Here is a 25,741-nt window from a genome sequence, read left to right as displayed (position 1 = left end):
TATCTCGAGAGATGCATAGTAGTTTAGTGGGGTGTTTAACGTATCGGTTCAACCATTTATTCGGCTTATGGAGCAGAATCTTTATGGCTATGGAAGGTGTGTCGCCTGTCTATGGCCCAGCAGACATCAAGCCAGGAACGGGCGGCCGGGCTTGTGTCTGTGAGCCAGAATCAGACCTTATGCGTCTCGTGCATGCGCGCCAGCTGGCGTTCGAGCATTGACGGGTAGGGTTCCATCAGGCGTTCGACGCAGCAGGCGCCTTCCGGGCTGGCGATCGGGCGGATGCGGGCGCGTTGGCGGATCAGCGCGTCATCGTTGATCTGGCGTTCCACCAGCAGCAGGTTGCGGCTGTGTTGTGACAGCGCCAGGGCGTCCTGGGCGGTTTCGGTCAGCAGCAGGTCGATCTGGCTCAGGCCGGACAGGCCTTCGCCCAGCGTCAGGCCCAGTTGCAATTGCAGGGTGATGCCGCTGTCGGCGACTTCGATCTGCAAGGCATGGCTGAGGGCGCGCAGCAGTTCGCCACAGCAGATTGCATTGGTCAGGTAATCCTCACCGCTTTCCTGGCTGTGGAACAGCATCAGGGTGCTGCCGTCATTCAGGGTGTGCAGTTCGCTGTCATACAGCGAGGCTGCCTGATCGAGGCAGTCGCGATAGCGTTGCAGCAGGTCGGTCAGGCGCGCACGGGGCAGGCGGCGCAGTTGATCCTGAGCACCCAGTTGCACGGCCAGAACCGCGCTGTGCTGTGGCTCGCTCGGGGTCGATGGCGCGGCAGCCGGGCGAATGGCCGGGGCGTTGCTGGAGCTGTCACGAAGATCGGCAAACGGATCGTCGCTGTCGTCTTCATCTTCTTCGGCCACGAAATGACGTTGCACCGGTGCGGCAATCACCCGAGGCCTTGGCGGTTCATCAAAGCCGGTATCGCGTGCGGAAAAGGCCGGTTCCGGCTTGTCTTCGGGTTCCGGATAGGAATCGTCGTCCTCGCTGTACTCGGGCTCTGGAGGCAGCTCGGGCTCCGGAGCCGGTGGTGCGAAGGAGGTGCGCAGTTGCCGGGCCAGATCGCCGATTTCATCCTGACGGTCGGTGGCGGGCGTGTACGGGTCGATATCGCGCAGCCAGATCCGCAGTTGCAGCAGCGGCGTGGAGATATGACGGCCCAGGCGCAGGCTCAGGGTCAATGCCAGCGCGAGCAGAATGCCGGCCAGAATGCCCATGCTTTGCAGGCTGATGGTCATCGGTTGCTGGAATTGCGACATGTCCAGGCTGATGCGCAGGTGGCCAGCCATCACGTCCTGAAAGGTGATTTTTATCTCATACAGCCCCTGGGCTTCACCCAGCAGGCTGTTTTTCGGGCGTTGCCCGGCCTCCGCGAGGATGCGGTTGTCCACGCTGTAGATAGCGGCGTGTGCCACCAGCGGGTTCTTGACCAGGTTGCCCAGCAGCACATTGAGACTGAGGATGTCGTTGGACACCAGCAGCTCGGTCGCCGAGGTTGCGGTCTGCGTGGTCAGGGCCTGGCCCAGCGCATCGGCCTGCTCATGCATTGCCTGCTTGAATTGCAGGCCCATGACGCCGGCGTAGATCACCAGCGCCAGAGCGACCAGGATCACGTTATGGCTGGCAATACGCAAAGCGATCGGAACACGGCGGTGACGCAATGCACGAAAGATCAGCAGGAAGAAATTATCGGTTTTAACGGGCGTGGGCCGGTTCACAGAGCACGGCTCTTTCGGTGAAGTTGCGCGCAGTATAACGACCGTCCCTGTAGCGGCAAAGCGCTGGCTGTGCCCGACGGTCACAGAAAGTGGTTAGAATGCGGTTTTTTTCCACTGCTGGGGTGCGCCTTGCGCGAAATCGTCCTGATTAACATCACTGGTGTCGACCGTCCGGGTCTCACTGCGGCCATCACCGGCGTTCTCGCCCAGGGCGGCGTGAATATTCTCGATATTGGTCAGGCAGTGATTCATGACACCTTGTCGTTCGGCATTCTGGTCGAGATTCCGGATACCGAGCAGGGTTCTTCGGTCCTCAAGGACATCCTGTTCACGGCCTACAAGCTCGATCAGCAGGTGCGTTTCACTGCGGTGTCCGAAGAGGACTATCAGCAATGGGTCAACGGGCAAGGCAAGGCGCGGCATATCGTGACCCTGCTGACGCGCAAGGTCACCGCCGAGCAGTTGCAGTGTGTCAGTTCGATCACTGCCAAATATGGTTTGAATATCGACCATATCGACCGTCTGTCCGGACGCATGCCACTCGACACGCCGGCTGACAAAGGCAAGGGTTGTATCGAGTTTTCCGTGCGCGGCGAGCCGGCGGACCCCAAGGCCATGCAGGCCGAGTTTCTCAGCGTTGCCCAGGAGCTGAACGTCGATATCGCGTTCCAGCAGGATTCGCTGTTCCGTCGTAACCGCCGTCTGGCCGTGTTCGACATGGACTCGACACTGATCGAGGCCGAAGTCATCGACGAGCTGGCCAAGGCGGCAGGCGTAGGTGAGCAGGTTTCGGAAATCACCGAGCGCGCCATGCGCGGCGAACTGGATTTCCGCGCCAGCTTCAAGGAGCGTCTGGCGCTGCTCAAGGGCCTGGATGTGAGTGTACTGGATGAAATCGGTGCTTCGCTGCGCTTGACCGAAGGCGCTGAAACGCTGTTCGCCGAACTCAAGCGTCTGGGTTACAAGACGGCGATCCTGTCGGGCGGCTTCACCTACTTTGCCAGGCAGTTGCAGGCCAGACTGGGCATCGACTATGTGTTCGCCAACGAACTGGAAGTGGCGGACGGCAAGGTTACCGGCGTCGCTGTCGAGCCGATTGTCGATGCGCAACGCAAGGCCGATCTGCTGCGTGAACTGGCGCACAAGGAAGGCTTGAGCCTGGAGCAGACCATCGCGGTGGGTGACGGTGCCAACGATTTGCCGATGCTGGCGATTGCCGGTCTTGGCGTTGCGTTCCGTGCCAAGCCGCTGGTCAAGCAGTCGGCCAGGCAGGCAATTTCGACGCTGGGGCTGGACGGGGTTCTCTACCTGCTGGGCTTCCGTGATCGCGAAGGGCGCGGCTGACAATCGGCAGCCGTCGCAGCCTTTGCAGGGTTGCGGCGGCTACAGCGAACTCCACAACGAATCGAATTCCTGGCCGGGCTTCGGCTTTTCATTCTCGGTCGCCTTGGGCGCATCGTAGATCTTGTACTCGAACTGGTTATAGCTGGCACTGCTGATGTGTCGGTTGCTCAGCGCTGCCCGGCGTTCTTCGCCGTTGACGTTGATCATGACCTGGCTGCCTTCCTGGAACGGCAGGCGTGGCGCCAGCACGGTCGGCGGCTTGCCCATGGCGCGGACTTCCGGAAGCATCAGGGTACGCAGGTACTGGCTGCTCTGTTCTTCGCGTATCAGTTGCATGCCGCAGGGCTGGGCAAATGGCGCGACCAGTTCGATCCCCATCTGGGTTCCGCCGCTGCGCACCTGCCTGACCCAACGCACGATGGCAATGCTCCAGCCTTGTCCCGAGTCATCCTGAATCCCTACCAGTTCACCCGCCTGCAACTGTGGCGGGACTTCCTTGGGCCAGGCCAGGCAATAGCCGCCGGGACTGTGGTTGACGATATTCAGCTCGAAGGTCGCGAACACATGCTGGGAATTGGATGCAGATTCGTTGTCGCTCTCCGCAGACTGGTATTCGATTTCTTCAAAGGGCAGCAGGACCGATGAGGTATTGCCGCGCTGTGTATCGAAGGCGTTGGACCACGGATCGTCGGAATTCTCGTTGACGACCTTGAGGCTGAAATCCGCAACGCTGACGACAGGCAACAGCAATTGCTCGCTGAACGATTTCTGGCCGCCGACGTAGTAGTGCAGGGCACTCATGCCGATGCACAGCTTCAGCGTGCCCTGGCCCGCGGTGCGCTGAAAGGTTCGCTCTGCCACGTCGCCCCATGCCGCCGCCAGATGTTGCAGCAGGTCGGTGGTGATACGCGGCGGCATCAGCAGTTTCGACTGCGAGCGTTGCTCGACAGGCAGCGACAGGTATCTGTTGATCGCCTCGGCCAGCGCCAGAGAGTTGATCCCCAGCAGGGCGGGCAATTGCTCCTCGGTGAACAGCGTGCGGTACAGCGGCGGCTTGTCGGACGCGGGATCCAGAACGAACAGGCTGCTTTCATTGGCAGGTGATTGCAGCGTGACCACTGCGCTCCAGGCTTCGAGCGCATCCGCCATTTTGCCAATATTCAGTTGGCGCATCTGGTTACTGCGTGAACAACCCATCAGCAGCGCGATGCAATAGGTCTGTTCGATGCTCAGGGTGCGCGTGTGGGCGGCCAGTGGTTCGTTTACCGGCGTGGTGTGCAACTGGTATTGGCGAGCGATCTGATAGATATGGTGCAGTTCGAGCCAAAGACCGTCCTGAACCGGGCAATACAGCTGGCTGGCGCGAATCAGCGGGCCGTTGAGGGCATGCAGGGCGCGTTGCAGTGCGGTGGTGAGCAGTGCTGCGCGTTCCTTGCTGTAGCGCGCCGTCACTCTGAGGATGATCTGTTTGTAACCGGTTGCCAGGTGGTTTTGCAGGGCCTGGCAGAGATTGGCGACCTTGCGCGGACGCTCATCGAGGACGATGGCCTGATTGAGAAAGTGCCGCTCCAGATGGCTGCAGACGAAATAGACTTCCGGGCGCAGCAGCTCCAGCAACTGCAGGCGGTTTTCGCTGGGGGTCAATAACTGGTTGAGTTCGGACAGCCCTTGATAGAGCTGGCGGGCCATCTCGCCTATGTTTGCTTTGGGCAGGCTGGAGATCCAGCGTTTCAGGTCGCGGGGATTGGATTCACAGAATGACAGGCTCGACTGTGTTGGCGTGGGGGCACGCAACAACAGAGGTAAGCTCAAATTACTCATGTGACAGGCAAACTCCATCTACTCCACAGGCCCGGACGGTGGCTTTCAATTGGCGAACTTCCTGCTTCTTTGCAGGAGTATTTAACGTCTGTGCGCCAATAAAGTGCGATGTGTCCCTCTGCACCGATGTGCCGACTTTAACAGCATCGACGTTTTCACGCAGCTTTTGTGGCCTGATGCCAGTATTCGCTTGCCGGTTCGAAGGCACAAGCCCCGTCGGGCCTGTGCACTTCAAGTCAGGGCAGGTTTCAGACCTGTGCCGGAGCAGCCATTGCCTGGCCCATTTGTACCTTGGAGCCAGCCAGCAGTTCTTCAGACCATTTGACCTGATCCGGGCCAAACAGAACGATTGCGGTCGAACCCAGTTTGAAGCGGCCCATTTCTGCGCCTTTCTCCAGATGGATCGGCGCGCGTGCTGCTTCGTCGTAGCTCACGGTTTTCAGTTCGCGCTTGGGTGGCGTGACCAGCCCGGCCCAGACGGTTTCGACCGAAGCGACGATCATCGCGCCGACCAGTACGACCGCCATCGGCCCGCGCTCGGTATCGAACAGGCACACCACGCGCTCATTGCGGGCGAACAGCTCGGGAACGTTTTCGGCGGTGGTCTGGTTGACCGAGAACAGGCGGCCTGGCACGTAGACCATTTCACGCAGGGTACCGGCCAGAGGCATGTGTACCCGATGGTAGTCCTTGGGTGACAGATAGACTGTCGCGAACTGGCCGCCCATGAATGGCGCGGACAGTTTCGGATCACCGCCCAGCAGTTCGAGGGCGCTGAAGCTGTGGCCCTTGGCCTGGAAAATCCGGCCATGCTCAATGGAACCCAACTGGCTGATGGCGCCGTCGGCCGGGCACAGGATTGCGCCAGGGGTGGTATCCAGTGGGCGCGCATCGGGTTTCAGGGCGCGGGTGAAGAAATCGTTGAAGTGCTCGTAGGCGGTCAGGTCTTCAACCTGGGCCTGAGACATGTCTACCTGATAGCGGCGGGCAAACCATGCAGTGAATGCATTCTTGAACCAGCGCACCCGGCATTCGGCTACACAGCCCGCCAGGCGGGACAGCAGGTGGTGCGGCAGCAGGTGTTGACTGAGGATGAACAGACGCTCTTTCATTGATATTCCTAAAGCTTGAAGGGATTGCCGACTCGTGTGCTGAAGTGTTCTGGTCACTTCTCGACAGGTGTGTCCGGATGATTGCCCCATTCACCCCATGAGCCTGCGTAAGCCTTGACCCGTGGATAACCGAGTGCCTTGGCGACCAGATAGGTGAAGCCGGAGCGGTGGTGGGTCTGGCAGTGGGTGATCACTTCCTTGTCGGGGGTGATGCCCAGGTTTTCCAGAATCTGTGGCATGTCCTGGCGGATGCGCAGGTTGCGCGCCTTGTCCATGCCGGCAGTCCACTCGAAGTTGACTGCGCCGGGAATGTGACCGCCTTTGGCCGCCACGACCTTTTCGCCCGAGTATTCGGTAGGGCCGCGAGCATCCCAGATGGCCAGGTCGGCAGCACCGAGGCGGGACTGCACATATTCGCGGGTCGCGGTGGGCTCTGCATGTACAGTCAGTGCCACGGCAGGGCCTGCAATTGCCGGAATATCTCTACTCAGCGGCAGTGCCTGTGCTTCCCATGCCAGCAGGCCGCCATCCAGGTAGTGATAATTGCCGTGTCCGATGACGTCCAGCAGCCAGATGAAGCGTCCGGCCCAGCCACCGCCTTCGTCGTCATAGACCACGTAGACGGCGTCCGGATTGTGGCCCAGTTCGCCGAACAGGGTTTCCAGATCCGCCAGGGCAGGTAGCAGGCCCGGTACGGGAGGCTGGCCCAGTTGGGTGCGCTTGGGTTCGACGAAACGTGCGCCGCGGATATGACCAGCCTCGTAACGGGCGCTGCTGGTCAGATCGACGAGGATCAGTTGCGAGGCGTCAAGGCGCTCAAGCAGATCTTGTGGCTCGATGACCAGCGGCAAACCTGTGAAGACGGACATTTGCAGCCTCCAGTAAAAGGAAAGTGCGAATTGTACGCCAGCCCTCAGGCTTTGCGTTGGCTAAAGATGGTCAGGGATCGTTCAATACATTGCGCGGTTTTTCCGAATGCCTGAACGGATATTTCCGACAGCGGGCCTCCACCCTGATCCGCGACCACCAGCATCAGCACCTTGCCGTTGTTGCTGAGCGAACGGATCAGCCAGTGCTCGCCGTTGAACACCCCCTGGAGAGAGGCGGGCAGCAGTGCAGAAAACTGCGCGTGGTTGGTCGGAGTGATACGCAACTGGGTCGCCTGGATCAGCAAGCGTTGCAGAACCGTGCTCTCCTTTATGAAGAACTGCATGCCGGCAGTTTCCTTCGGCAGGCCGCCAATCAGGTGCGCGCGCAGGACGCTGGCAGTCTTGTCCGCCATCAGCAGCATTACCCGCTCCATACCGCAGGCCATGAAAGCATCGCGGGCGGCAGTGGTCAGGTGCATGGAGTTTATGAACGGCGTGGGCTCGGTCAGCAATTCGGCGCACTGTTTGCGCCATTGTTGCAGCGCATCGGCCGACGGTGGCGGCGCAGGTTCGTTGTCGCGTCGGATGCGGCGGGCTTCCCAGGGCCAGATCAGCGCTTGGGCCGGGTGCCACAAGTCTGCTTCGGCATGCACGCGCGCGCTGCTGGCGGCGTTCTGGTGCGCCTGTTGCTGGACTTCCGCCAGTGGCTGTTGCAGATAAAGGCTGGCAAGCCGCTCCCAGCGCAGGCAATGCGGCGTATCCCAGGCCTGTTGTGCGGACAGCGCCAGGCCATTGCCCAGCAGCACGGTGTTGGCCGGCTGATTCAGCCAGCGTCGCAGGTTGGGGTCGGCATCCATCAGTTGCTGCTGGCGCAGCGGGTCGTGATCCTCGCGGGCGATGTGCAGGGCCTTGATCAGCTCGCGCCGTTCATTGATCAGCACTTTATAGCCGCGGGTTACCCATACCGGCAGGCGCCAGAATTCGGCCAGCGCCAGGCACAGGTCCAGCAGGCTGACACCGAACAGTTCCTGCTCGACGTCGCGACTGGATTCGCCCTTGTGAATGACCCGCAGTTCCCAGTCTTCCAGAAGGCCCGGATGGGCAAGTGCCATTGGCCAAAGCGGAGACAGAAACAGCAGGCTGCCCAGGTGAATGTCCTGCCATAGCCGGGCCAGTCGGCTGGCGAACAGGCCGTTGGCCTGTTGCGTGGCATGCTGGCTGATGAGGATCAACTGGCGGAAGGCGGTCGGTATGTCCTTGGGTTCTCTGGCGGGCAGGCGGCCCAGCAGTACTTCGGTGCGCGCCAGCCCCAGGCGGTTGATTGCAATCTCCAGGCTTTCCGCAGGCTCCACCATGCCGTGGCTTTTATGGTTGGCCTCACGCAGCACGCTCAATACCAGCTCCGGGCTTTCCTGCATCATGTCGGCGATGTCGCGCAGCGAGCGACGGCTGTCTTTCAGGGCCTCGCGGACATGATTGTGGTTCTCCACCGGAATGGGCAGATCCACAGCATCCAGATGCCGGATCCAGGCATCGAGGGTTTTGGGTGTCGAGTGCTTCGTGGAGCTTGCTGGCGACATTCGAGGGCCTTTACAGCTGGATTTTTTTTAGCAGCGCAGGCTGCGATTCTTCAGGGCTGGGCAGCTGTTTTCAAGCCCTCGTTTGCGGCTTGAACTGGTTTTTAACAAGAACTGACTATAGTCTGGACCAATGAGGCCGATACGTAGAATAAGAGTTTCCGCACCTGTCCCTGAACCCGACTCGATAAGTATTTTCTATCTATGGCTAAAATTATCGGCATCATCGTCGTTTTCGCGAGCGTGCTCGGCGGATACGTTCTATCCCACGGCCAGGTCGCAGCGCTGTTTCAGCCCTATGAAGTGCTGATCATCGGTGGTGCAGCCCTGGGGGCATTCCTCCAGGCCAACCCTGGCTATATGACCATGCACGTCTTCAAGAAGTCCTTGCAGATGTTCGGTACGCGTTTTACTCACGCCTACTATCTGGAAGTGCTTGGTCTGGTCTACGAGATTCTCAACAAGAGCCGCCGCGAAGGCATGATGGCGATTGAAGGGGATATCGAGGAGCCGGCTTCCAGCCCGATTTTCGCCAAGTACCCTGGCGTGCTCAAGGATGTACGCATGACGGCCTACATCTGCGACTACTTGCGGATCATGTCGTCGGGCAACATGGCGCCCCACGAACTCGAAGGCCTGTTCGACATGGAATTGTTGAGCATGAAGGAAGAGCTTGAACACCCTTCCCATGCCGTTACCGGTATCGCCGACGGTATGCCTGGTTTCGGTATCGTGGCAGCGGTACTCGGTATCGTGATCACCATGGCTTCCCTGGGTTCCGGCGACAAGGCGGCCATCGGTGCGCACGTAGGTGCGGCTCTGGTAGGTACTTTCTTCGGTATTCTGGCGGCCTACGGCTTCTTCGGCCCGCTGGCCACTTCCCTGGCCCACGATGCCAAGGAAGAAATGAACGTCTATGAATGCATCAAGGCTTCCCTGGTGGCTTCGGCTTCCGGCATGCCACCTTCGCTGGCCGTGGAGTTCGGTCGCAAGGTTCTGTATCCGGCACATCGGCCCAGCTTCAGCGAGCTGGAACAAGCGGTTCGCGGTCGTTAAGTCATGGAAAATAATCAGCCGATAATCATCAAGCGCGTCAAGCGCTTTGGTGGTGGACACCACGGTGGCGCCTGGAAGATTGCCTTCGCCGACTTTGCGACAGCAATGATGGCGTTCTTCCTGGTGCTGTGGCTTTTGTCTGCTGCCACACCGGAGCAGTTGATCGCGGTCGCTGGTTACTTCAAGGACCCGGTCGGCTTCACTGACAGTGGCTCGCCTTATGTGATCGATCTGGGCGGCTCGCCCGAGATGTCACCGAACCAGACTCTCAACCCCGAGGTCAAGACCACGCCGTCCCCGGATACCGTGCCTATCGAGTCGGATACTTCCGAATCCAAGGCCGAGCAGGTCGAGCAGGAGCGTCTTGAGATGCTACTGCAGGAACTGCAGAACAAGGTTGAAGAGAATCCGCAACTGCAGAAGTTCAAGGATCAGATCCTGTTCGAGATTACGCAGGATGGTCTGCGGATCCAGATCATGGATGCCGACAACCGGCCGATGTTCGACTCTGGCAGTGCGCGTCTGAAACCGTATTTTGAAGATATTTTGCTGGCCATGGCCGACACCATCCGTACGGTGCCGAACAAGACCAGTATCAGTGGCCACACCGATGCCAAGCCTTATGTAGGCAGCGGTGAGTTCGGCAACTGGGAGCTGTCGGCAAACCGTGCCAACGCGGCCCGCCGGGCACTGGTTGCAGGCGGTTATCCCGATCCGCAAGTGGCGCGAGTCGTTGGCTACGCTTCTTCGGCACTGTATGACCGCGAGCATCCGTTCAATCCGGTGAACCGTCGTATCGATATCGTCGTGCTGACCAAGAAAGCCCAGCAGCGTATCGAGGGTGACCAGAACACCGGCGGCGCGCCGCAGACACCAGCAGCGCCGGCACCGGCTGCACCGGGCGCACCGGGCGCGTCGACCACGACACCGCCCGATCCGCAGGCGTATGCCCAGCCTCACGAGATTCGGCAAAAGCTGAATATCTTTGAAGAAGGCCAGTTGCGCGCCGAACCGGCCAGGAACTGAGTGTGACAGATGCAAGAACGCCGCGATGATCGCGGCGTTCTTGTGTGTGGCTCAGTAGCTGTCTTGCGGCAGGCTGGCGATGATCGAGCGGTAGCTGTTCATGCGCTGCTGCTGGACCCTGCCATCTTCAAGGGCCATGAGCAGGGCGCAGCCCGGTTCGCGGTCATGCTTGCAGTCGCGGAAACGGCAAGTGCCGATCAGGTCGTTGAACTCGATGAAACCGGCTTCCACATCGGCCCGGCTGACATGACCCAGGCCGAACTCGCGAATGCCCGGTGAATCGATCAGGTCGCCGCCACGCGGGAAGTGGAACAGGCGGGCGGTGGTCGTGGTGTGCGTGCCCTGGCCGGAAAGCTCCGACAAAGGGCCGACCCGTGTACCGACTTCCGGCAGCAGGCTGTTGACCAGCGAGGACTTGCCCACGCCGGACTGGCCCACGAACACACTGATATGGCCATCGAGACGCGCTTGCAACTGCTGCATGCCGTCGCCCTGATGTGCCGAGACTTCCATGACCGGATAACCCAGAGTCCGGTACACCGCCAGCAAGGCGTTGAGTGCCGTAGCGTTCTGTTCGTCGATCAGATCGGCCTTGTTGAGCAGCAACAGCGGATGAATGCCGGCATGTTCCGCCGCAACCAGATAGCGGTCGATCAGGTTGGCGTGAGGCTCGGGCATGGGCGCGAAGACAATCACGATCAGATCGACGTTGGCGGCTACCGGCTTGAGCTGGCCACGAGTGTCCGGGCGGCATAGTTCGGTGCTGCGTGGCAGTTGCGCCACGATAACCCCGATGCCCTGATTGCCGGCCCGCCAGACCACCTGGTCGCCGGTGACCAGCGCTGGCAGGTTGGCGCGCAAGTGGCAGCGAAAAACCTGGCCACGCTGGTCGCCGTCCTGGGCTTCGACTTCAACCTGCACACCGAAGTGAGCGATCACCAGCCCGGTCTGCTCAGGGCCCAGATCGCCGCCCTCCAGAGTTTCCAGAGCCTGCGTCTCGCGTTTGGCAGCGCGGGCAGCGCGCTCGCCCTGGATCTTTTCGATGCGCCAGTTCTGGCGGCGATTGAGTTGGCGTTTGGCCATGCGTGTTCCGAGTCGATAGAGCGGATGGTTGAATCGGGCGGAGTCTAGCACGCCGGGGTGAGCTAAACTGCGCACCAATGCCTAGGAGACCACACATGCAGAATAAGCAAAACCTGATCTGGATCGATCTGGAAATGACCGGTCTGGACCCGGACACCGATGTCATCATCGAAATGGCCACGATCATCACCGACAGTGAACTCAATACCCTGGCCGAAGGCCCGGTGATTGCGGTGCACCAGAGCGACGAGAAGCTGGCGGCAATGGACGAGTGGAACACCCGTCAGCATGGCGGTTCCGGTCTGACCCAGCGGGTTCGCGAAAGTACCATCAGCATGGCCGAGGCCGAGGCGCAGACCCTGGCGTTCATCAAACAGTGGGTGCCGGAGCGCAGTTCGCCGATCTGTGGCAACAGCATCTGCCAGGACCGCCGCTTCCTGTATCGCCATATGCCGGCTCTGGAAAACTACTTCCATTACCGCAACCTCGACGTTTCCACGCTCAAGGAGCTGGCTGCACGCTGGTCGCCGGAGTTGCGATTCAAGAAGGGCAACACCCATCTGGCGCTGGACGACATTCGTGAGTCGATTGCCGAACTGCGTTTCTATCGCGAAAATTTCATCAAGTAACGGGTTGGCCGCAAGTGCGGCGAATAAACTTCGCTGCACTCTTTCAGTGCGTTGATCCGCTGGTTAGACTGCGCGCCTTTGTCGCAGGTGTAGTCGCCATGTTGCTGATGCTTTATCTGATCGCCATCACTGCTGAAGCCATGACCGGCGCCTTGTCTGCCGGTCGCCGCGGCATGGACTGGTTCGGTGTGGTGCTGATCGCCTGCATCACTGCGCTGGGTGGCGGTTCGGTGCGCGACGTGCTGATCGGGCATTACCCGCTGACCTGGGTCAAACACCCGGAATATCTGGTCCTGACCAGCGTGGCGGCACTGGTGACAATCTTTATTGCCCCGTTGATGCGCCACCTGCGCTCGCTGTTTCTGGTGCTCGATGCATTGGGGCTGGTGGCCTTCACCCTGATCGGTTGCATGACCGCCCTGGAAGCCGGGCACGGCATGCTGATCGCTTCGGTTTGCGGAGTGATTACCGGGGTGTTCGGCGGCATTCTGCGCGATATCTTCTGTAACGACATTCCCTTGATCTTCCGCCGCGAGCTCTATGCCAGCGTTTCCTTTCTGGCAGCGTGGTGTTTTTTGCTTTGCCAGTATCTGCAATTGCCAGCGGAGCAGGGCGTGCTGATTACCCTGTTTGGCGGATTTCTGCTGCGCCTGCTGGCGATTCGTTTCAAGTGGGAAATGCCGAAATTCGTGTACAAGGACGAACATTGAGCAGGAGCCAATTCATTCGCGAAATGCCCTTTGCGCAAATGAATTCGCTCTTACAGGTTGTGTTGTTTCAGCGCCCATTCCACATGCTCGCGGACCATCTGCGACGGATATTCGCGTCGTGCCTGCAGCGCCTGGAGCACAGGGATCGTGGACGGTGCGTTACCCAGCCCGACAGCCAGATTGCGCAGCCAGCGTTCATAACCGGCACGTCGCAGCGGTGAGCCTTCGGTATTGCTGAGGAATTTTTCTTCATCCCACAGAAACAGTTCGGCCAGCCCCGCATTGTCCAGGTTGTGGCGTGGTTTGAAGTCGTTCTGGTCGGTCGGGCGGGCGAAGCGGTTCCAGGGGCAGACAATCTGGCAGTCGTCGCAGCCAAATACCCGGTTGCCGATCAAGGCGCGCAGTTCTTCGGGAATGGCGGTCTTGAGTTCGATGGTCAGGTAAGAAATGCAGCGCCGGGCATCCAGCACATAGGGGCCGACAAAAGCGGCAGTGGGGCAGATATCCAGGCAGGCCGTGCAGCGTCCGCAATGCTCGGTCGCATGAGGCTGGTCCACAGGCAGCGGCAGGTCGACGAACAGCTCGCCAAGAAAGAAAAAGCTGCCCGCCTTGCGGTTCAGTACCAGCGTATTCTTGCCGATCCAGCCCAGTCCGGCCTGTTCGGCGATGGCCTTTTCCAGCACCGGTGCACTGTCGACAAAGGCCCTGAAGCCAAACGGCCCGATAGCCTGCTGGATGCGTTCGGCCAGTTGCTGGACGCGCTTGCGGACCAGCTTGTGGTAATCGCGACCCAGTGCATAACGCGAGACGTAGGCCTTTTCCGATTCGGTCAGGCGTTGCGCCATTTCGGTATCGCCCGGCAGATAATCCATGCGCAGCGACACCACACGCAAGGTCCCCGGCACCAGTTCCTCGGGGTGGGAACGTTTGCTGCCGTGGGCTGCCATATAGTCCATTTCGCCGTGATAACCCGCTTCGAGCCAGCGTTGCAGATGCTGCTCGTGCTCTGCCAGATCGAGCCCCGATATGCCGACCTGTTGAAAGCCCAGCTCACGGCCCCACTCCTTGATCGATTGCGCAAGGGTGATGAGATCGTCGGAAGTTACAGGTTCAGCAGTAATAGCAGGCATGCGCAGAGAGAAACCGGGTCCAAGGTGCGTATAATTCTGCCAGACATCGGAGCCCGGATACGCATGTTCGACACTAAACCTCATTTACCCGACGCGCTGTACAGTGCTGCGCAAGTCCGGGATCTCGATTCCCGGCTGATTGCAGCGGGTACGCCGGGCCTGGAATTGATGCAGCGTGCCGCCCATGCGACCTGGCGCGCGATCCGCCGACAGTGGCCTCAGGCAGAGGTCCTGACCGTACTGGCCGGGCGCGGCAATAACGCGGGCGACGGCTATCTGGTTGCAGCGCTGGCCCACAAGGCCGGCTGGCAGGTGAAAGTGCTGACTGTCGCTGATCCGGCAGGGCTGTCGGGCGATGCGGCTACGGCCCATGGCGAGGCGCTTGCAGCGGGTGTCGATATTCAGCCGTGGGCTTCTCAAGCACTTTTCGGTGTGGTGCTGGATGCCTTGCTGGGCACCGGCTTGAGCGGCGAGGTGCGCGAGCCTTATTTGTCAGCGATCAAGGCCATCAACGCCGGTGGCCTGCCGGTCGCGGCCGTGGATATTCCCTCCGGCCTGAGTGCCGATACCGGGCGTGCGCTGGGTATTGCCGTGCGGGCTGAGCTTACCGTGACCTTTATCGGGCTGAAGCTGGGGCTGCTGACCGGCGATGCAGTGGATCTGGTCGGGCAGCTGGTTTTCGATGATCTGCAGGCCGATGCGGCTTTGGTTGCACAAACACCGGTCAGTGCGAAACGTCTGGATGCCTTCAGTCTTCCGGTTTTGGCAGTGCGTGCGCAGGGTGCTCATAAAGGCCTGTATGGGCGAGTGCTGGTCATCGGTGGTGATCGTGGATTTGGCGGCGCGGCCCTGTTGAGTGCCGAAAGCGCCTTGCGCAGCGGCGCGGGTATGGTCACGCTGGCGACCCGCAGTGAACATGTTCCGGCGGCGCTGGCGAGAATGCCGGAAGTCATGAGCGCGGGCATACATTCGGCCAATCAGTTGCTGGCCTTGATCGAGCCGGCGGCGGTGCTGGTGGTCGGTCCCGGCCTGGGGCAGGCGAGCTGGGGCCGCAGCCTGTTGTCGGCGGCGAGCAATGCACAGCGCCCGCAAGTCTGGGATGCCGATGCCTTGAATCAACTGGCGGGCGGTCACGTGAGCCTGCCGCAGGGTAGCGTCATCACCCCGCATCCCGGCGAAGCTGCACGATTGCTGGGTATCGGCACTCGGGAGGTTCAGGCCGATCGCCCGGCGGCGGCCCATGCCCTGGCCCGCAAATTCAATGCCGTATGCGTGCTCAAGGGCAGCGGCAGCCTGATCGCCGATGCCGACGGGCGACTGGCCTTGTGTGACCGTGGCCATCCGGCCATGGCTACCGCAGGTCTGGGCGATGTACTGGCCGGGCTGATCGGCGCACTGATGGCGCAACACATGGCACCGTTCGATGCGGCTTGCCTGGCTGTCTGGCTGCATGCCAGGGCAGGAGAGCAAGCCGGTGTTTCAGGCCGTGGGCTGGCGGCAAGCGATATGATTCCAGCCATTCGTCAGTTATTGGAGGAGTTACAACCGTGTCAGAGTTAACGCTGCATTTGACTGGCGAAGAGGCCATGATGGGCTTTGGTGCGCGTCTGGGCCAGATCACCCAGGGCGTTGGCGTGATTTTTCTCGAAGGTGATCTCGGTGCAGGCAAAACCACGCTTTCACGCGGTCTGATCCGCGGGCTTGGGCATGTCGGTGCAGTCAAGAGCCCGACCTTTACCCTGGTCGAACCCTATGAAATCGGCTCGATACGGGCCTTTCACTTCGATCTTTATCGTCTGGTGGACCCGGAAGAACTGGAGTTCATGGGCGTGCGCGATTACTTCGACGGGGAGGCGCTGTGCCTGATCGAATGGCCTCGTCGTGGTACAGGCTTTTTGCCAAAGCCGGACCTGACCATTACCATTAGGCCGCATGAGCAAGGTCGGTCTGTAACATTGAGTCCGCAAGGCTTGCGTGGCGAAACCTGGTGTGCCGCTTTGGCGTTGGAATTCAAATAGATATGGGGTTAGGTATGCGCATGCGCGCGCTGGTTACTGTAGTGGGTCTGCTGGTGATGGCCGTGGCCGTCGAAGCGCTGGCCGCTACCCAAGTACGAAGTGTCCGCTTATGGCGTGCACCGGATAACACCCGGCTGGTGTTCGATCTGTCCGGGCCTGTCCAGCACAGTGTCTTTACTCTGACATCGCCTGATCGTCTGGTCATCGATATCAACGGGGCAACCCTTGCCGGCCCCCTGAATGTGGCCACGGCCAATACGCCGATCAGCAGCATGCGTTCGGCCCAGCGTACTCCGACCGATCTGCGGGTGGTCATCGACCTGAAAAAGGTGGTCACGCCCAAGAGCTTCACTCTGGCGCCCAACCAGCAGTACGGCAATCGTCTGGTGGTGGATCTGTTCGACAATGCTGCCGACGCCAACCCGACGCCGACCATTCCCGATAACGTTGCCAATACCGCGCCTGCGGTTCCGGTGAGCCCGGCCAAGCCCGAAATCAAGCTGGCGCCGGTGCCCAACGGCAAGCGCGACATCGTGGTAGTGATCGATGCCGGACACGGCGGCGAAGACCCGGGCGCTTCCGGCGGCCGTGGTCAGCAGGAAAAACATGTGGTGTTGTCCATCGCCAAGGAGCTGCAACGCCAGATCAATGGCGAGAAGGGCTATCGTGCCGAGCTGACCCGCACCGGCGACTACTTCATTCCTTTGCGTAAACGTACCGAGATCGCCCGTGCCAAGGGGGCCGACCTGTTTGTTTCCATCCACGCCGACGCCGCGCCTTCAAAGGCAGCATTCGGTGCTTCGGTATTTGCCTTGTCCGACAAGGGTGCGACGTCCGAAACGGCGCGCTGGCTGGCGGACAGTGAAAACCGTTCCGACCTGATCGGCGGTGCCGGTGCAGTGAGCCTGGACGACAAGGACCGGATGCTGGCGGGCGTGTTGCTGGACCTGTCCATGACAGCCTCGCTGTCGTCGAGCCTGAACGTCGGGCAGAAGGTCCTGAGCAATATCGGGCGCGTGACTTCGCTGCACAAGTCCCGTGTCGAGCAGGCCGGGTTCATGGTGCTCAAGTCCCCGGATATTCCGTCGATCCTGGTGGAAACCGGCTTCATTTCCAATGCCAACGAAGCCAACAAGCTGACTACCGCTTCTCACCAGCAGGCACTGGCACGCTCGATCAACTCGGGCGTCAAACAGTTCTTCCAGCAGAACCCGCCACAAGGCACCTACATCGCCTGGCTGCGCGACAACGGCAAGCTGGCGCAGGGGCCGCGTACGCATGTCGTGCGCTCCGGGGAAACCCTGGCGATGGTCGCTGCCCGTTATGACATGAACGTGGCGACCTTGCGCAATGCCAACAACCTGAAGACCGATGCTCTGCGCATTGGCCAGGACCTGAACATCCCGAGCACGGAGGTCGCGGCGCAATAATGAGTGACCTTCTTCTCGATGGCGATGAGTCCGACGCCGCGAGCGCGGCCTTGAGTGCTGCTGCCCGCATCGAACTGCTCAGCCCGCGACTGGCCAACCAGATTGCCGCTGGTGAGGTGGTGGAGCGGCCGGCCTCGGTAATCAAGGAGCTGCTGGAAAACAGCCTGGATTCCGGTGCCCGACGCATTGACGTCGATGTCGAGCAGGCAGGCGTCAAACTGCTGAAAGTCCGTGATGACGGCAGCGGTATTTCTGCCGATGACCTGCCGCTGGCATTGGCGCGCCATGCCACCAGCAAGATTCGTGAGCTGGAAGACCTTGAGCGAGTGATGAGCCTGGGCTTTCGCGGTGAGGCGCTGGCTTCGATCAGTTCCGTGGCACGTCTGACCCTGACGTCCCGGACTCGTGGTGCCGACAAGGCCTGGCAGGTCGAAACCGAAGGTCGCGACATGGAGCCGCGCGTGCAGCCCGCCGCGCATCCGGTCGGTACATCGGTGGAAGTGCGCGACCTGTTTTTCAATACGCCGGCGCGCCGCAAGTTCCTCAAGGCCGAGAAGACCGAGTTCGACCATCTGCAGGAAGTCATCAAGCGCATGGCGCTGGCGCGTTTCGACGTCGCCTTCCATCTGCGGCACAACGGCAAGACGGTACTGGGTCTGCACGAAGCCCATGACGATGCCGCACGGGCGCGACGTGTCTCGGCGATCTGCGGGCCGGGCTTCCTGGAGCAGGCGCTGCCGATAGAGATCGAGCGCAATGGCTTGCATCTGTGGGGCTGGGTTGGCCTGCCGACTTTCTCGCGCAGCCAGGCCGACCTGCAGTATTTCTTCGTCAATGGGCGTGCGGTGCGCGACAAACTGGTGGCGCATGCTGTCCGTCAGGCCTATCGCGACGTGCTGTTCAACGGCCGCCATCCGACTTTTGTGCTGTTCTTCGAGATCGATCCGGCTGCAGTGGACGTCAACGTTCACCCGACCAAGCATGAAGTGCGTTTCCGTGACGGGCGCATGGTGCATGACTTCCTGTACGGCACCCTGCACCGTGCCCTGGGCGATGTGCGTCCCGACGACCAGTTGAGCAGTGCGCCGATACCTGTGGTCGAGCGTCCTTCCGGGCCGCAGGCCGGTGAGTTCGGGCCACAGGGTGAAATGCGCCTGGCCAACAATGTGCTGGAACAGCCGCAAGGCGAGCCTTATGCGCGGCCAACAGCTGGCGGTTCGGGCGGCTCGGGCAGTGGCTATCAATATCAGTACTCGCCACGTCCGGTGTCTGCTCTGCCGACCGCTGAAGCGCAAAGTGCCTACCGCGAGTTTTTCGCGCCGTTGCCCGAGACGGCACCGGCTTCTCTGCCCGAGTCGCAGAGCGATATTCCGCCATTGGGTTACGCACTGGCGCAGCTCAAGGGCATTTATATCCTCGCTGAAAACGCTCACGGGCTGGTGCTGGTGGATATGCATGCTGCCCACGAGCGGATCATGTATGAGCGCCTGAAAATCGCCATGGCCAGTGAAGGCCTGAGCGGCCAGCCGCTGCTGGTGCCCGAATCGCTGGCGGTCAGTCAGCGTGAGGCTGATTGTGCCGAAGAGCATGTCGCGACGTTCCAGCGCCTGGGCTTCGAGTTGCAGCGTCTTGGCCCGGAAACCCTGGCGATCCGGCAGATTCCGGCACTGCTCAAGCAGGCCGAGGCGAACCGGCTGGTCAGCGATGTGCTGGCCGACCTGATGGAATACGGCACCAGCGACCGGGTGCAGGCGCATATCAACGAACTGCTGGGCACCATGGCCTGCCATGGCGCGGTTCGGGCCAATCGCCGCCTGGCCATCCCGGAAATGAACGCTCTGCTGCGCGACATGGAAAACACCGAGCGCAGCGGCCAATGCAATCATGGTCGACCAACCTGGACCCAGATGGGACTGGACGACCTGGACAAATTATTCCTGCGCGGTCGTTGAATGAATGCTTTACCACCGGCCATCTTTCTCATGGGGCCAACCGCCGCTGGCAAGACCGATCTTGCCATCGAGCTGACCAAAGTCCTGCCCTGCGAACTGATCAGTGTCGATTCGGCGCTGGTCTATCGCGGCATGGACATCGGTACTGCCAAGCCTTCCCGGGAACAACTGGCTGAATTTCCCCACCGGTTGATCGATATCATCGACCCGTCGCAAAGCTATAGCGCCTCCGATTTCCGTACTGACGCACTGGCCGCTATGGCCGAAATCACCGCACGAGGAAATATTCCTTTGCTGGTGGGCGGCACTATGTTGTATTTCAAGGCTCTATTGGACGGGCTGGCTGACATGCCCGCCGCCGATGCCCAGGTCAGAGCCGAGCTTGAAGCCCAGGCAAAGGCCCATGGCTGGCAGGCTTTGCATGACCAGTTGGCTGCTGTGGACCCGGTGTCTGCGGCACGCATCCATCCCAACGATCCGCAACGTCTGATCAGGGCTATGGAGGTTTATCGTGTCAGCGGGATGAGCATGACGGCCCATCGCGAGCAACAATCTGAGCAAACTGCTCAAGCCGCTGCGTCCGGGCGTCAGCAATTGCCCTATACTGTGGCCAGTCTCGCGATAGCTCCGGCTGATCGCAAGGTGCTACATGACCGCATCGCGCTACGCTTTTTGCAAATGCTGGATCAGGGGTTTCTGGACGAAGTACTGGCTTTGCGCTCAAGAGGAGACCTGCATTCGGGTTTGCCATCGATACGAGCTGTCGGTTATCGCCAGGTCTGGGATCACCTGGATGGAAAGCTGACATGGGATGAAATGCAGGAACGGGGCATCATTGCAACGCGCCAGCTGGCCAAACGGCAATTCACCTGGTTACGCAGTTGGGAGAATTTGCACTGGTTGGACAGCCTGGCACGCGACAATCTGCCACGTGCCTTGAAATACCTGGGATCGGTCTCCATATTGAGCTGAGTCCCTGCAATAGCCGTCTATCCTTGGGGGGTGGCGGTTCAAGCCAATTGAATTCGTTTTATTATTATTGATCCTTAAAGGAGTGCGGCACATGTCAAAAGGGCATTCGCTACAAGACCCTTACCTGAACACCTTACGTAAAGAAAAGGTCGGGGTTTCGATCTACCTGGTAAACGGCATCAAGCTGCAAGGCACGATCGAGTCTTTTGACCAGTTCGTCATTTTGCTGAAAAACACTGTCAGCCAGATGGTCTACAAGCACGCCATTTCCACCGTTGTTCCAGTTCGCCCAATTCGCCTGCCTAGCGCTACCGATTCCGATGCGGGTGACGCTGAGCCAGGTAACGCCTGATAGGAGTCTGCCTTGTTCTTTGAGCGCCACAGTGGTGGTGAGCGGGCAATTCTCGTTCACTTGGATGGTCAGGACCCTGAGGCGCGTGAAGATCCGCAGGAGTTTCAGGAGCTGGCCATATCGGCTGGTGCCGATACCGTCGCGTTTATCAACGTGCCGCGTCATCGGCCATCGGCCAAATACCTGATTGGCACTGGCAAGGTCGAAGAGCTTCGCGACCAGGTCAAGGCTGAAGAGGCCGATCTGGTTATTTTCAATCACACCCTTTCGCCCAGCCAGGAACGTAACCTCGAACGTGCTTTCGAGTGTCGCGTGCTGGACCGTACCGGTCTGATTCTGGATATCTTCGCGCAGCGTGCGCGCACTCACGAAGGCAAGCTGCAGGTCGAACTGGCCCAGCTTGAGCATATGAGTACCCGTCTGGTTCGCGGCTGGACCCACCTTGAGCGTCAGAAGGGTGGTATCGGTCTGCGCGGCCCGGGTGAAACCCAGCTGGAAACCGACCGCCGCCTGCTTCGGGTTCGCCTGCGGCAGATCAAGGCGCGTCTGGAGAAGGTTCGCAGCCAGCGCGATCAGGCTCGCAGAGGGCGTCGGCGTGCCGATATCCCTTCGGTTTCACTGGTGGGCTACACCAACGCCGGCAAATCGACGCTGTTCAATGCAGTGACGGATTCCGATGTGTTTGCGGCCGATCAGTTGTTCGCCACCCTCGATCCGACCCTTCGCCGTCTGCAACTCGACGACCTGGGGCCGATTGTGCTGGCCGACACCGTGGGCTTCATTCGCCACCTTCCGCACAAGCTGGTCGAAGCATTCCGGGCGACGCTCGAAGAATCGAGCAACTCGGATCTGCTGTTGCATGTCATCGACTCCCATGAGCCCGATCGCATGTCGCAGATCGAACAGGTCATGGCGGTGCTGGGCGAGATCGGTGCCGAGGGCTTGCCGATCCTTGAGGTGTATAACAAACTCGATTTACTGGAAGGGGTCGACCCTCAGATACAGCGCGATGCCGATGGCAAGCCGCAACGTGTCTGGTTGTCTGCCCATGACGGTCGAGGGCTGGACCTGCTCAAGCAGGCTGTAGCCGAACTGCTGGGCGACGATTTGTTTGTCGGGACCTTGCGTTTGCCTCAGCGTTTTGCTCGACTGCGCGCACAGTTTTTTGAGCTGGGTGCGGTGCAGAGCGAGGCGCATGACGAGGAAGGTGCCAGTCTGTTGGCAGTACGTTTGCCGCGCGTTGAATTCAATCGTTTGGTGAGTCGCGAAGGACTGCAGCCGCTGGAATTCATCGAGCAACACACTTTGCAATAAAAGCGCGTTAAAGCCATTGTACGGCTTTAACGGGCATTCTGTAGCATTGGTCGGCGCGCCGTGGGCGCGTCTTTGCTTTATCAGATGGAGAGCGCTATGGCTTGGAATGAGCCGGGTGGCAACTCGAATAATCAAGATCCCTGGGGTGGAAAGCGCCGTGGCGGCGACCGCAAGGGACCACCTGATCTCGACGAGGCCTTCCGTAAGCTGCAGGAAAGCCTGAATGGGTTGTTCGGCGGCGGTAAGAAACGCAGCAGTGACGGCAATGGCGGTGGCTCGGGTGGTGGCGGCGGTGGCTTCGGCCTGCTGGGCATCGGCCTGGTCGTGCTTTTCGCTTTCTGGCTGTACAACGCCGTCTATGTCGTTGATGAGCAGGAGCAGGCTGTCGTGCTGCGTTTCGGCCAATACTACGAAACCGTCGGTTCGGGTCTGAATATCTATTTCCCGCCGTTCGATCGCAAGTACATGGAAAACGTTACTCGCGAACGTGCCTACAGCAAGCAGGGCCAGATGCTGACCGAAGACGAGAACATCGTCGAAGTGCCGCTGACCGTGCAATACAAGATCAGCAACCTGCAGGACTTCGTGCTGAACGTCGATCAGCCTGAAATCAGCCTGCAACACGCCACCGAAAGTGCGTTGCGCCATGTCGTGGGTTCCACGGCGATGGATCAGGTGCTGACCGAAGGTCGTGAACTGATGGCGAGCGAAATCAAGGAGCGCCTGCAGCGTTTCCTCGATACCTACCGCACAGGTATCACGATCACCCAGGTGAACGTGCAGAGTGCTGCTGCGCCGCGTGAAGTGCAGGAAGCCTTCGATGACGTGATCCGTGCCCGTGAAGACGAGCAGCGTGCCCGCAACCAGGCCGAGAGCTACGCCAATGGCGTGATTCCTGAAGCCCGTGGTCAGGCACAGCGCATCATCGAGGATGCCAATGGCTATCGCGATGAAGTGGTTTCCCGCTCCAAGGGTGAGGCTGACCGCTTTACCAAGCTGGTTGCCGAATACCGCAAGGCGCCTGAGGTTACCCGTCAGCGTCTGTATCTGGACACCATGCAGGAAGTCTTCAGCAATACCAGCAAGGTTCTCGTGACTGGCGATAAAGGCCAGAACAACCTGCTTTACCTGCCGCTCGACAAGATGATCGAAAGCAGTCGTGGCGGGAGTGCCGGTAATGCTGCGGGTTCCGTTAATCCGTCCGCGAATGGAACGGATGTCGGTACGCGAGCGACCGATACTCAGCAGCGCGATGTACGTACCAGGGAGAGTCGCTGATGAGCAATAAATCGCTGATCACCCTTATTGTTGGCGTAGTGCTGGCAATCGTTGCCTGGAACAGCCTCTATATCGTGTCCCAGACCGAGCGTGCGGTGTTGCTGCAATTTGGTCGTGTGGTCAAGACTGACGTGCCGCCAGGCCTTCATGTGAAGATTCCTTACATGAACCAGGTGCGCAAGTTCGATGGTCGCCTGTTGACCCTCGATGCGCCTACCCAGCGTTTCCTGACCCTGGAAAAGAAAGCGGTCATGGTCGATGCCTACGCCAAATGGCGTGTGAAGGATGCGGAGCGTTTCTATACCGCTACTTCCGGCCTCAAGCAGATTGCCGACGAGCGTCTGTCGCGTCGTCTGGAGTCCGGCCTGCGTGACCAGTTCGGCAAGCGCACCCTGCACGAAGTTGTGTCGGGTGAGCGTGACGCACTGATGGCTGACATCACCGGTTCCCTGAACCGGATGGCCGAGAAAGAGCTGGGTATCGAAGTGATCGATGTCCGGGTCAAGGCCATCGACCTGCCCAAGGAAGTCAATCGCAGCGTGTTCGAGCGTATGAGCACCGAGCGTGAGCGTGAAGCGCGTGAGCACCGTGCCAAGGGTAACGAGCTGGCAGAAGGTATTCGTGCCGATGCCGATCGTCAGCGCCGCGTGTTGCTGGCAGAAGCCTATCGCGAGTCTGAAGAGACACGCGGTGATGGTGATGCCCAGGCTGCTGCGATCTACTCCAAGGCTTATGGCCAGGACCAGGAGTTCTATGCGTTCTACCGTAGCCTGCGTGCCTACCGCGAAAGCTTTTCGAGCAAGAGTGACGTGATGGTGCTTGACCCGGACAGCGATTTCTTCCGCTTCCTGGAAAAGGCCAAACCGTAATTCATCAACCCGCCGGGCGGCAAAACCGCCCGGTGGGGTGATCGTACGGTGAAACGTGTGTATGATGCGGCAGCCGGGAAATTCCCGGCTTTTTTGCGTCTGCACGATTGATTGGCCGCAGCCCGAATGGGCGGGCGGCAAGATTTTTCGAGGAGAGTGGTCTGCAAGGCCTGTCTCGGGTGTTTGTCGTGCCCGTCATACGGGGCGACCACTCTCTGCTTCACTCAAGGCTTGCCTCACGGCGGGCCACCCGGATCATAGGGGAATGGCGTAATGGCAACGGTTGACCGCTGGCTGCTACCAGATGGCATCGAAGAAGTACTGCCACCAGAAGCGGCGCGTATCGAAGTAGCGCGCCGTCAGGTGTTGGATCTGTTCCAGAGCTGGGGCTATGAGTTTGTCGTCACCCCGCATATCGAATATCTGGAGTCCCTGCTCACGGGAGCAGGCTCCGATCTGGATCTGCGCACCTTCAAGGTGATCGATCCGCAGTCGGGTCGGCAAATGGGCTTTCGTGCCGATATCACGCCGCAGGTGGCGCGTATCGATGCGCATACCCTCAAGCGTGAAGGGCCAAGCCGTCTCTGCTATGCGGGCAGCGTCCTGCATGCCCAGCCGCGCGCACTGTCATCCTCGCGCAGCCCGATTCAGCTGGGCGCCGAGTTGTATGGCGATGCGAGCCCGAGCAGCGATGTCGAAGTCATCAGCCTGATGCTGGCGATGCTGCAACTGGCGGATGTGCCGGATGTGCACATGGACCTGGGGCATGTCGGTATCTATCGCGGTCTGGCGCGTGCTGCCGGTCTGTCGGGCGAAGTCGAGCAGCAGCTTTTCGATGCGCTGCAACGCAAGGCCATCGCTGAAGTGATTGCCCTGACCGCCGATCTGCCGCAGGAACTGGCCACCATGTTGCGTGCGCTGGTCGATCTGTGTGGTGGTCGCGAGGTTCTGGCGGCTGCGCGTGATCGCCTGGCCGGTGCGCCTGCACCTGTGCTGGCTGCGCTGGACGATCTGCTGAGCATCGCCGAGCGTCTTTCGGTGCGTTTCCCGCAGTTGCCTCTATATTTCGACCTCGGTGAGCTGCGCGGCTACCACTACCATACCGGTGTGGTGTTCGCAGTGTTTGTACCGGGTGTGGGTCAATCGATTGCCCAGGGCGGTCGTTATGATGATATCGGCGCCGACTTCGGTCGCGCCCGTCCGGCCACCGGTTTCTCCACGGACCTGAAAACCCTGGTGACACTGGGGCGTGCGGAAATCGAACTGCCATCTGGTGGTATCTGGATGCCGGACAGCACGGATGCAGCGCTCTGGCAGCAGGTTTGCCAGTTGCGCAGCGAAGGGCAGCGTGTGGTTCAGGCTTTGCCTGGGCAGCAGGTGAGTGCAGCGCGTGAAGCCGATTGCGATCGGCAATTGATTCAGCATGGCGAGCGTTGGCAGGTAATGCCGCTGGCTTCTTGAGTATTCCTGCCGGCCGCCGCCGGCAC

Annotated in this window: 22 protein-coding genes; 15 read left to right on the top strand and 7 right to left on the bottom strand. The window is 60.2% G+C overall.

Going from position 1 to position 25,741, the window contains the following annotated elements:
* Positions 1 to 170 precede the first annotated feature (170 nt).
* On the bottom strand, positions 171 to 1,712 hold the full coding sequence (locus ALQ04_RS12190) for a HAMP domain-containing protein (RefSeq protein ID WP_122316011.1): 1,542 nt from the start codon (positions 1,710 to 1,712) through the stop codon (positions 171 to 173).
* A 129-nt stretch (positions 1,713 to 1,841) separates the two neighbouring features.
* Between ALQ04_RS12190 and serB the strand changes: the two genes are divergently transcribed.
* A complete protein-coding gene (serB, locus tag ALQ04_RS12185; RefSeq protein ID WP_183142160.1) occupies positions 1,842 to 3,056 on the top strand; it encodes a phosphoserine phosphatase SerB in 1,215 nt (404 codons plus the stop codon).
* A 39-nt stretch (positions 3,057 to 3,095) separates the two neighbouring features.
* Here serB and ALQ04_RS12180 read toward each other — a convergent pair whose 3' ends face one another.
* The 4 genes from ALQ04_RS12180 to ALQ04_RS12165 all read right to left on the bottom strand — a co-directional run bounded on the left by ALQ04_RS12180 (position 3,096) and on the right by ALQ04_RS12165 (position 8,438).
* A complete protein-coding gene (locus tag ALQ04_RS12180) occupies positions 3,096 to 4,877 on the bottom strand; it encodes a molecular chaperone (RefSeq protein WP_122316009.1) in 1,782 nt (593 codons plus the stop codon).
* Positions 4,878 to 5,125: 248 nt separating this feature from the next.
* Complete coding sequence (asd, locus tag ALQ04_RS12175; protein ID WP_183142162.1) at positions 5,126 to 5,995, bottom strand: archaetidylserine decarboxylase; 870 nt, start codon at positions 5,993 to 5,995, stop codon at positions 5,126 to 5,128.
* Between the two features lie 47 nt (positions 5,996 to 6,042).
* A complete protein-coding gene (locus ALQ04_RS12170; RefSeq protein ID WP_122316007.1) occupies positions 6,043 to 6,858 on the bottom strand; it encodes a rhodanese-like domain-containing protein in 816 nt (271 codons plus the stop codon).
* A 44-nt stretch (positions 6,859 to 6,902) separates the two neighbouring features.
* The gene (locus tag ALQ04_RS12165) at positions 6,903 to 8,438 is read right to left on the bottom strand and encodes an HDOD domain-containing protein (protein ID WP_122316006.1); all 1,536 of its coding nucleotides are present in this window, start codon (positions 8,436 to 8,438) and stop codon (positions 6,903 to 6,905) included.
* 201 nt (positions 8,439 to 8,639) lie between these two features.
* Here ALQ04_RS12165 and motA point away from each other — a divergent pair, with 201 nt between their 5' ends.
* A complete protein-coding gene (gene motA / locus ALQ04_RS12160) occupies positions 8,640 to 9,491 on the top strand; it encodes a flagellar motor stator protein MotA (protein WP_122316005.1) in 852 nt (283 codons plus the stop codon).
* Between the two features lie 3 nt (positions 9,492 to 9,494).
* On the top strand, positions 9,495 to 10,517 hold the full coding sequence (gene motB, locus ALQ04_RS12155; RefSeq protein ID WP_122316004.1) for a flagellar motor protein MotB: 1,023 nt from the start codon (positions 9,495 to 9,497) through the stop codon (positions 10,515 to 10,517).
* A 51-nt stretch (positions 10,518 to 10,568) separates the two neighbouring features.
* On the opposite strand, the gene rsgA is transcribed toward motB, so the two are convergent.
* Positions 10,569 to 11,600: a small ribosomal subunit biogenesis GTPase RsgA gene (rsgA, locus tag ALQ04_RS12150; protein WP_122316003.1), complete on the bottom strand. Its 1,032-nt coding sequence runs from the start codon at positions 11,598 to 11,600 to the stop codon at positions 10,569 to 10,571.
* A gap of 95 nt (positions 11,601 to 11,695) precedes the next feature.
* Between rsgA and orn the strand changes: the two genes are divergently transcribed.
* Complete coding sequence (gene orn, locus ALQ04_RS12145) at positions 11,696 to 12,229, top strand: oligoribonuclease (protein WP_122316002.1); 534 nt, start codon at positions 11,696 to 11,698, stop codon at positions 12,227 to 12,229.
* Between the two features lie 98 nt (positions 12,230 to 12,327).
* Positions 12,328 to 12,939: a trimeric intracellular cation channel family protein gene (locus ALQ04_RS12140; protein WP_122316001.1), complete on the top strand. Its 612-nt coding sequence runs from the start codon at positions 12,328 to 12,330 to the stop codon at positions 12,937 to 12,939.
* Between the two features lie 50 nt (positions 12,940 to 12,989).
* Here the strand turns inward: ALQ04_RS12140 and queG are convergent, their stop codons facing one another.
* Positions 12,990 to 14,069: a tRNA epoxyqueuosine(34) reductase QueG gene (queG, locus tag ALQ04_RS12135; RefSeq protein ID WP_122316000.1), complete on the bottom strand. Its 1,080-nt coding sequence runs from the start codon at positions 14,067 to 14,069 to the stop codon at positions 12,990 to 12,992.
* A 63-nt stretch (positions 14,070 to 14,132) separates the two neighbouring features.
* On the opposite strand from queG, the gene ALQ04_RS12130 reads away from it, so the two are divergent.
* The 10 genes from ALQ04_RS12130 (at position 14,133) to ALQ04_RS12085 (ending at position 25,715) form a co-directional block, all read left to right on the top strand.
* Complete coding sequence (locus tag ALQ04_RS12130; protein ID WP_122315999.1) at positions 14,133 to 15,629, top strand: NAD(P)H-hydrate dehydratase; 1,497 nt, start codon at positions 14,133 to 14,135, stop codon at positions 15,627 to 15,629.
* Entirely contained in the window at positions 15,617 to 16,087 is a 471-nt protein-coding gene (tsaE, locus tag ALQ04_RS12125; protein WP_122315998.1) for a tRNA (adenosine(37)-N6)-threonylcarbamoyltransferase complex ATPase subunit type 1 TsaE, read from the top strand. Before ALQ04_RS12130 ends, tsaE begins: the two co-directional genes overlap by 13 nt.
* Before the next feature lie 14 nt (positions 16,088 to 16,101).
* A complete protein-coding gene (locus ALQ04_RS12120) occupies positions 16,102 to 17,517 on the top strand; it encodes an N-acetylmuramoyl-L-alanine amidase (protein ID WP_122315997.1) in 1,416 nt (471 codons plus the stop codon).
* A 50-nt stretch (positions 17,518 to 17,567) separates the two neighbouring features.
* Entirely contained in the window at positions 17,568 to 19,469 is a 1,902-nt protein-coding gene (gene mutL / locus ALQ04_RS12115; protein WP_183142161.1) for a DNA mismatch repair endonuclease MutL, read from the top strand.
* Positions 19,470 to 20,441 carry a tRNA (adenosine(37)-N6)-dimethylallyltransferase MiaA gene (gene miaA / locus ALQ04_RS12110; protein WP_122315995.1) on the top strand — a complete coding sequence of 324 codons (972 nt, stop codon included), beginning with the start codon at positions 19,470 to 19,472 and terminating at the stop codon, positions 20,439 to 20,441.
* A 91-nt stretch (positions 20,442 to 20,532) separates the two neighbouring features.
* Positions 20,533 to 20,793 (top strand): RNA chaperone Hfq, encoded by a 261-nt coding sequence (hfq, locus tag ALQ04_RS12105; protein ID WP_122315994.1) that lies wholly within the window; start codon positions 20,533 to 20,535, stop codon positions 20,791 to 20,793.
* A gap of 12 nt (positions 20,794 to 20,805) precedes the next feature.
* On the top strand, positions 20,806 to 22,107 hold the full coding sequence (hflX, locus tag ALQ04_RS12100) for a ribosome rescue GTPase HflX (protein ID WP_122315993.1): 1,302 nt from the start codon (positions 20,806 to 20,808) through the stop codon (positions 22,105 to 22,107).
* 96 nt (positions 22,108 to 22,203) lie between these two features.
* Positions 22,204 to 23,385: an FtsH protease activity modulator HflK gene (gene hflK / locus ALQ04_RS12095; RefSeq protein ID WP_122315992.1), complete on the top strand. Its 1,182-nt coding sequence runs from the start codon at positions 22,204 to 22,206 to the stop codon at positions 23,383 to 23,385.
* Positions 23,385 to 24,254, top strand: coding sequence for a protease modulator HflC (gene hflC / locus ALQ04_RS12090; protein ID WP_122315991.1), 870 nt, complete (start codon positions 23,385 to 23,387; stop codon positions 24,252 to 24,254). Before hflK ends, hflC begins: the two co-directional genes overlap by 1 nt.
* A 273-nt stretch (positions 24,255 to 24,527) precedes the next feature.
* Positions 24,528 to 25,715 (top strand): ATP phosphoribosyltransferase regulatory subunit, encoded by a 1,188-nt coding sequence (locus tag ALQ04_RS12085; protein WP_122315990.1) that lies wholly within the window; start codon positions 24,528 to 24,530, stop codon positions 25,713 to 25,715.
* Positions 25,716 to 25,741: the final 26 nt, after the last annotated feature.

The organism is Pseudomonas cichorii, assembly GCF_003700275.1.
GTDB lineage: Bacteria > Pseudomonadota > Gammaproteobacteria > Pseudomonadales > Pseudomonadaceae > Aquipseudomonas > Aquipseudomonas cichorii_B.
Note: the sequence above shows the minus strand (reverse complement) of the source record. Positions and strands in the feature narration are given on the sequence as shown.